3 protein-coding genes are annotated in these 6,743 nt (G+C 68.5%); 2 read left to right on the forward strand and 1 reads right to left on the reverse strand.

Going from position 1 to position 6,743, the window contains the following annotated elements; all coding sequences use genetic code 11:
- Positions 1-258, forward strand: a 258-nt coding sequence (locus RH90_RS03710) for a DALR anticodon-binding domain-containing protein (RefSeq protein ID WP_010183965.1), incomplete at its 5' end; no start/stop codon positions are given.
- 79 nt (positions 259-337) lie between these two features.
- Positions 338-3,016 carry a pyruvate, phosphate dikinase gene (ppdK, locus tag RH90_RS03715; protein ID WP_010183966.1) on the forward strand — a complete coding sequence of 893 codons (2,679 nt, stop codon included), beginning with the start codon at positions 338-340 and terminating at the stop codon, positions 3,014-3,016.
- A 107-nt stretch (positions 3,017-3,123) separates the two neighbouring features.
- Here ppdK and mfd read toward each other — a convergent pair whose 3' ends face one another.
- Complete coding sequence (mfd, locus tag RH90_RS03720; RefSeq protein ID WP_010183967.1) at positions 3,124-6,693, reverse strand: transcription-repair coupling factor; 3,570 nt, start codon at positions 6,691-6,693, stop codon at positions 3,124-3,126.
- Positions 6,694-6,743: the final 50 nt, after the last annotated feature.

The raw sequence follows: 6,743 nt of genomic DNA on the forward strand, positions 1-6,743 counted from the left end.
AAGAAGGAACCCGCTGAAATGGCCCTTGCGACCGCACTCGACGCAGCCGAGCCCGCCGCCGCCGCCGCGATCGCGCGCGAGGATTTCGAAGCCGCGATGGCCGCGCTCGCCACGCTGCGCGCCCCGATCGACGCGTTCTTCGAAAGCGTCATCGTCAACGACCCCGAACCCGCCAAGCGCACGGCACGGCTCGGGCTGCTTGATCGCGTTCGTGCTGCGGTGCACAATGTCGCCGACTTCTCGAAGATCGAGGGCTAGGCCCGCGATGGTGTGACTGTATCGCGACTTTTGCCGACGCCTCCCCAGCGAAAAACCAGGCACTAAGTAGGATTACTCGATGACGTACGTATATCGGTTCGGCGGCGGCGTTTCGGACGGGGGCAAGGGCGATCGCAACCTGCTGGGGGGCAAGGGCGCGAACCTTGCGGAAATGGCGTCGATCGGCCTGCCGGTCCCGCCCGGCTTCACGATCTCGACCGATTTCTGCGCGGTCTATTACGACGAAGGCGGCCAGTTCCCGCAAGGCTTGCGCGACGAGGTCGCCACCGGCATCGCGCATATCGAGGGCATCACCGGCAAGCGTTTCGGTGATGCCGCCGACCCGCTGCTCGTCTCTGTCCGGAGCGGCGCGCGCGCCTCGATGCCGGGGATGATGGACACCGTCCTCAACCTCGGCCTCAACGACCAGACCGTCGAGGGCCTCGCCGCCACGAGCGGAGACGCGCGCTTCGCGTGGGACAGCTATCGCCGCTTCATCCAGATGTATGCCGACGTCGTGCTCGAGCTCGACCATGACGCGTTCGAGGAAGCGCTCGAGATCGCCAAGGAGGACCGCGGCTATTTCCTCGACACCGATCTCACCGCCGACGACCTGCGCGAACTCGTCGCCGAATACAAAGGCCTGGTCGAGCAGCAGTGGGGCAAGCCCTTCCCGCAGGACGTCCACGATCAGCTGTGGGGCGCGGTCGGCGCGGTGTTCGGATCGTGGCAGTCCGAGCGTGCCAAGGTCTATCGTCGCCTCAACGACATCCCGGCATCGTGGGGCACCGCAGTCAACATCCAGGCGATGGTGTTCGGCAACATGGGCGACACCTCGGCGACCGGCGTGGCCTTCACGCGCGACCCGGCCAAGGGCGACCGCGCTTATTACGGCGAGTTCCTGATCAACGCGCAAGGGGAAGACGTCGTCGCCGGCATCCGCACCCCGCAATACCTCACGACCGCGGCGCGCGAGGCGGCGGGCGCCAAGCCGCTGTCGATGGAAGAGGCGATGCCGGTCGTGTTCGCCGAACTCTCCAAGGTGTTCGACCTGCTCGAGACGCATTACCGCGACATGCAGGACATCGAATTCACCGTGCAGCAGGGCAAGCTCTGGATGCTCCAGACCCGCTCGGGCAAGCGCACCGCCAAGGCCGCGCTCAAGATTGCGGTCGACATGGCCGAGGAGGGCCTCATCACCCGCGAGGAAGCCGTCCAGCGGATCGACCCTGCCGCGCTCGACCAGCTGCTCCACCCGACGCTCGACCCCAAGGCGACGCGCGACGTGCTCACCAAGGGCCTGCCCGCCTCGCCCGGCGCCGCCTCGGGCCATGCGGTGTTCGACAGCGACACCGCCGAGAAGCGCGCGAATGCCGGCGACTCGGTGATCCTGATCCGCACCGAGACCAGCCCCGAAGACATTCACGGCATGCACGCTGCGCGCGGCATCCTCACCGCCCGCGGCGGGATGACCAGCCACGCCGCGGTTGTCGCGCGCGGCATGGGGCGCCCGTGCGTGTCGGGCGCAGGGTCGATCTCGATCGACGCCAAGGCCGGCGTGATGCGCGTGGGGACGCGTGAAATCCGCGAGGGTGACATGGTCACGATCGACGGCACCACCGGCGAAGTGATGGCGGGCGAGGTGCCGACCGTGCAGCCCGAACTGTCAGGCGATTTCGCAGCGTTGATGGTCTGGGCCGATGGCGTCCGCCGCCTCAAGGTGCGCGCCAATGCCGAGACCCCGCTGGACGCCAAGGTCGCGCGCGAGTTCGGCGCCGAGGGCATCGGCCTGTGCCGCACCGAACATATGTTCTTCGACGCGCAGCGCATCACCGACGTCCGCCAGATGATCCTCGCCGAGGACGAAGCCGGCCGCCGCGCCGCGCTCGACAAACTGCTGCCCGAACAGCGCTCCGACTTCGTGCAACTCTTCGAGGTGATGGCGGGCCTGCCCGTCACGATCCGCCTGCTCGACCCGCCGCTCCACGAATTCCTGCCGCACGAAGAGGCCGAGTTCGCCGAAGTCGCGCGCTCGGCCGGGATCGATATCGACGTGCTCAAGCGCCGTGCGGCCGAGCTCCACGAGTTCAACCCGATGCTCGGCCATCGCGGCTGCCGCCTCGGCGTGACCTACCCCGAAATCTACGAGATGCAGGCGCGCGCGATCTTCGAGGCGGCGATCGAGGTGGCGGTCAAATCGGGCGCCGCGCCGATCCCCGAGGTGATGATCCCGCTCGTCGGCACCGCGCGCGAGCTCGAGCTGATGAAGGCCGTGGTCGACAAGGCGGCCGAGGCGGTGTTCGCCGACCCCAAATATGGAAATGGGGGCAGCCGCATCGAGTACCTCGTCGGCACGATGATCGAACTGCCGCGCGCCTGCCTGATGGCGGGCGAGATCGCCGAGGCGGCCGAGTTCTTCTCGTTCGGCACCAACGATCTGACGCAGACCACGCTCGGCGTCAGCCGCGACGACGCCGCGCGCTTCCTCACCACCTATGTCGAGCGCGGCATCTATGCGCGCGATCCATTCGTGTCGCTCGACGTCGAGGGTGTCGGGCAATTGATCGGCATGGCGGCCGAGCGGGGCAGGGCGGCGCGTCCCGGCATCAAGCTCGGCATCTGCGGCGAGCATGGCGGCGATCCGGCGAGCATCGCCTTCTGCGAGACGACCGGGCTCGACTACGTCTCCGCCTCGCCGTACCGCGTGCCGATCGCGCGGCTCGCGGCGGCCCAGGCGGCGCTGGCGCAGAAGGGGTGATCTCCCCCTCGGGGACTGCTCAGGCGAGCGACGGGGCGGTCGGGGATGACCGCCCGTAAAGGCGGGCGGCCGGCGGATCATCGCCGGTCGCGCCGCCTGCGGTCGCCTTACCCGGCGGCCTTCGCCAGCCCCTTCGACAATTGCAGCGCGCCGTGCAGCCGCGCCTTGGGGTCGCCCCACGTCCGCGTCACCACCAGCTTGCTGTCGGGCCGCAGGCGGGCGACGCCGTCGAGCTTGGCGACCCAGGCGAGCAGACCTTCCACGTTCGGCGGCTTGTCGTCGAAGAAGGTGACGAGCGCGCCCTTGGGGCCGACGTCCATTTTGGCGACACAGGCCTTCTTGGCGTTGAGCTTGATCTCGATGATGCGGATGAGGTTCTCGGTCGGCGCGGGGAGCTTGCCGAAACGATCGATCAGCTCGGCGGCGAACGCCTCGACCTGGTTCTGGTCCTCGAGATCGTTGAGGCGGCGGTACAGGCCCATGCGCAGGTCGAGATCGGGGACGTATTCCTCGGGGATGAGGATCGGCGCGTCGACGGTGATCTGCGGCGAGAAGTCCTTCGGACGCAGCCGCTGGCCACCGGCCTTGGCGTCCATGATCGCCTCTTCCAGCATCGACTGGTAGAGTTCGAAGCCGACCTCCTTGATGTGCCCCGATTGCTCGTCGCCGAGCAGATTGCCCGCGCCGCGCTGATCGAGATCGTGGCTGGCGAGCTGGAAGCCCGCGCCGAGCGTATCGAGATCGCTCAGCACCTTGAGCCGCTTTTCGGCGGTCTGGCTCAGCGTGCGGTTCTCGGGCGTGGTGAGATAGGCATAGGCGCGCGTCTTGGCGCGCCCGACGCGGCCGCGCAGCTGATAGAGCTGCGCGAGGCCGAACCGGTCGGCGCGATGGATGATCATCGTGTTGGCGCTCGGGATATCGAGCCCGCTCTCGACGATCGTGGTCGAGATGAGCACTTCGAACTTCTTGTCGTAGAAGGCCGACATGCGCTCCTCGACCTCGCTCGGCGCCATCTGGCCGTGCGCGACGACGTAGCGCACCTCGGGCACATGATCGCGCATGAACGCCTCGATCTCGGGCAGGTCGGCGATGCGGGGCGTGACGAAGAAGCTCTGTCCGCCGCGATAATGTTCGCGCAGCAGCGCCTCGCGCAGCACGACCGGGTCCCATGGCATGATGTAGGTCCGCACCGCGAGGCGATCGACCGGCGGGGTCTGGATCACCGACAGCTCGCGGATGCCCGACATCGCCATCTGCAGCGTGCGCGGGATCGGCGTGGCGGTCAGCGTGAGGACGTGGACGTCGGTCTTGAGGCCCTTCAAGCGCTCCTTGTGGGTGACGCCGAAGCGCTGCTCCTCGTCGACCACGACGAGACCGAGCCGCTTGAACTCGATCCCCTTGGCGAGGATCGCGTGCGTGCCGATCACGACGTCGAGCGTGCCGTCGGCAAGGCCCGCCTTGGTCGCCTTGGCCTCGGCGCCGGGGACGAGCCGCGACAGCCGGCCGACGTTGAGCGGGAAGCCCTCGAAGCGCGCGGTGAAATTGTTGAAATGCTGGCGGGCGAGGAGGGTGGTCGGGCAGACCACCGCGACCTGCAGCCCCGCCATCGCCGCGGCGAAGGCACCGCGCAAGGCCACCTCGGTCTTGCCGAAGCCGACGTCGCCGACGACAAGGCGGTCCATCGGCGTGCCCTTGAGCAGATCGCCCATCACGTCCTCGATCGCGCGGTCCTGGTCGTCGGTTTCCTCGTACGGGAAGCGGTCGACGAAGGCGGCATAACCACTGTCGCGGTCGATCGTCTCGGCGGGGCGGAGCGCGCGCTCGGCGGCGGTGGCGATGAGCTCGCCCGCGATCTCGCGGATCCGCTCCTTCATCTTCGACTTGCGGCGCTGCCACGCTTCGCCGCCGAGGCGGTCGAGGCTCGCGCCTTCGCTGTCCGAGCCGTAGCGGCTGAGGACTTCGAGGTTCTCGACGGGGACGAAGAGCTTGTCGCCGCCCGCGTAGGTGAGCGCGACGCAGTCGTGCGGCGCCTGGCCGACGGGAATCGAGGTCAGGCCCTCGTAGCGACCGATGCCGTGATCGGCATGGACGACGAGATCGCCGGGCGTGAGCATCGCCAGCTCGGCGAGGAAGGCATCGGCGGATTTCTTGCGCTTGGCGCGGCGGACGAGGCGGTCGCCGAGCATGTCCTGCTCGGTGAGCAGCGCGACCTGCGGGGAGGAGAAGCCGTGGTCGAGCGGCAGGATGATGAGCGCGACGGTGGCACCAATTCCTCCCCTCCCGCTTGCGGGAGGGGTTGGGGGTGGGCTCGCGCTATCAGCGGTAGCTGGCTTTGATAGCGCGCGCCCACCCCCAGCCCCTCCCGCAGGCGGGAGGGGGGAAGAAGAAGCGCCGAGCGCTTCCTGCCACGTATCGACCAGCTTGAGGTTCGTCGCGCCGTGATCGCGCAGCAACCCCGCCAGCCGCTCGCGCGCCCCCGCCGAATAGCTCGCCAGCACCGCCTTTCGCCCATCGCGCTCGAGCGTGCGCAGATGGTGCACCACCGCCTCGTACACGTTCGCGCCATTCGCGCGCTCGGCCCCGAAATCGCGCGGACCGTCGACGCCGAAGTCGAGCACGCTCCCGCTCTCGGGTTCATGGAATGCGGTGATGCGGTGCGCTGGCGCCTCGTCCAGCCGTGCAGCGAAATCCTTGGCGGTCAGGTACAGCGCATCAACCGGCAGCGGGCGATAGCTCCCCGGATCGCTGACCTGCGCCTTCACCCGGTTGGCGTGGTAATCGGTGATCGCCTCGAACCGCTGCTCGGCCGCCGCAACCGACCCTGCATCGCGCAGGATCACCGCGTCGTCGCCGAGATGGTCGAACAGCGTCGTCAACTTGTCCTCGAACAAGGGAAGCCAATGCTCCATCCCCGCGAGCCGACGCCCTTCCGAGATCGCCTGGTAGAGCGGATCCCCCGTCGCGGTCGCGCCGAAGCGCTCGCGGTAGCGCGCGCGGAAGCGCTTGATGCTGTCCTCGTCGATCAGCGTTTCCGACGCGGGCAGCAGGATGAAGCCATCGACGCGGCCCGTGGTGCGCTGGTCGGCGGGGTCGAAGGTGCGCACGCTCTCGATCTCGTCGCCGAAGAAATCGAGCCGCAGCGCGTGCTCCTCGCCGCTCGGGAACAGATCGACCAGCCCGCCACGCACCGCGAATTCGCCCGAATCGGCGACAGTCTCGACGCGGACATAGCCGTTCGCCTGCAGCTGCGCGGCGAGCTTGTCGCGGCCGATTCGCTCCTTGGGCGCGAGCTTGGCGACGAGCTGGCGGATGCGGAACGGCGTCAGCGTACGCTGCGCGACCGCGTTGACCGTGGTGAGCAGGAGCTGCGGGCCCTTTACCGGCTGCTGCAGCCGGTGGAGCGTCGCCATGCGCTCGGCCATCACCCGTAGCGTGGGGGAGGCGCGATCGTAGGGGAGGCAGTCCCACGCCGGGAAGGTCAGGATCTCGAGCTCGGGCGCGAAGGTCTGCGCCGTCGCGGCGATCGCGCGCATCGCGGCTTCGTCGGGCGCGACGAACACGGCGCGCGATTTGGCGGCGCGCGCGAGGTCGGCGAGCAGCCACGGTTCGAACCCGGTCGGTACGCCGGCGAGCGTGAGCGGGGTCTTGGCGGTGAGGATCGTGTTGAGGTTCGGCATTCTTCTTATCCCTCTCCCCGCTTGCGGGGAGAGGGCAAGCGAGCGAAGCG

It is taken from the genome of Sphingomonas sp. PAMC 26605 (assembly GCF_000241485.1).
In the GTDB taxonomy this organism is placed as follows: Bacteria; Pseudomonadota; Alphaproteobacteria; order Sphingomonadales; family Sphingomonadaceae; genus Sphingomonas.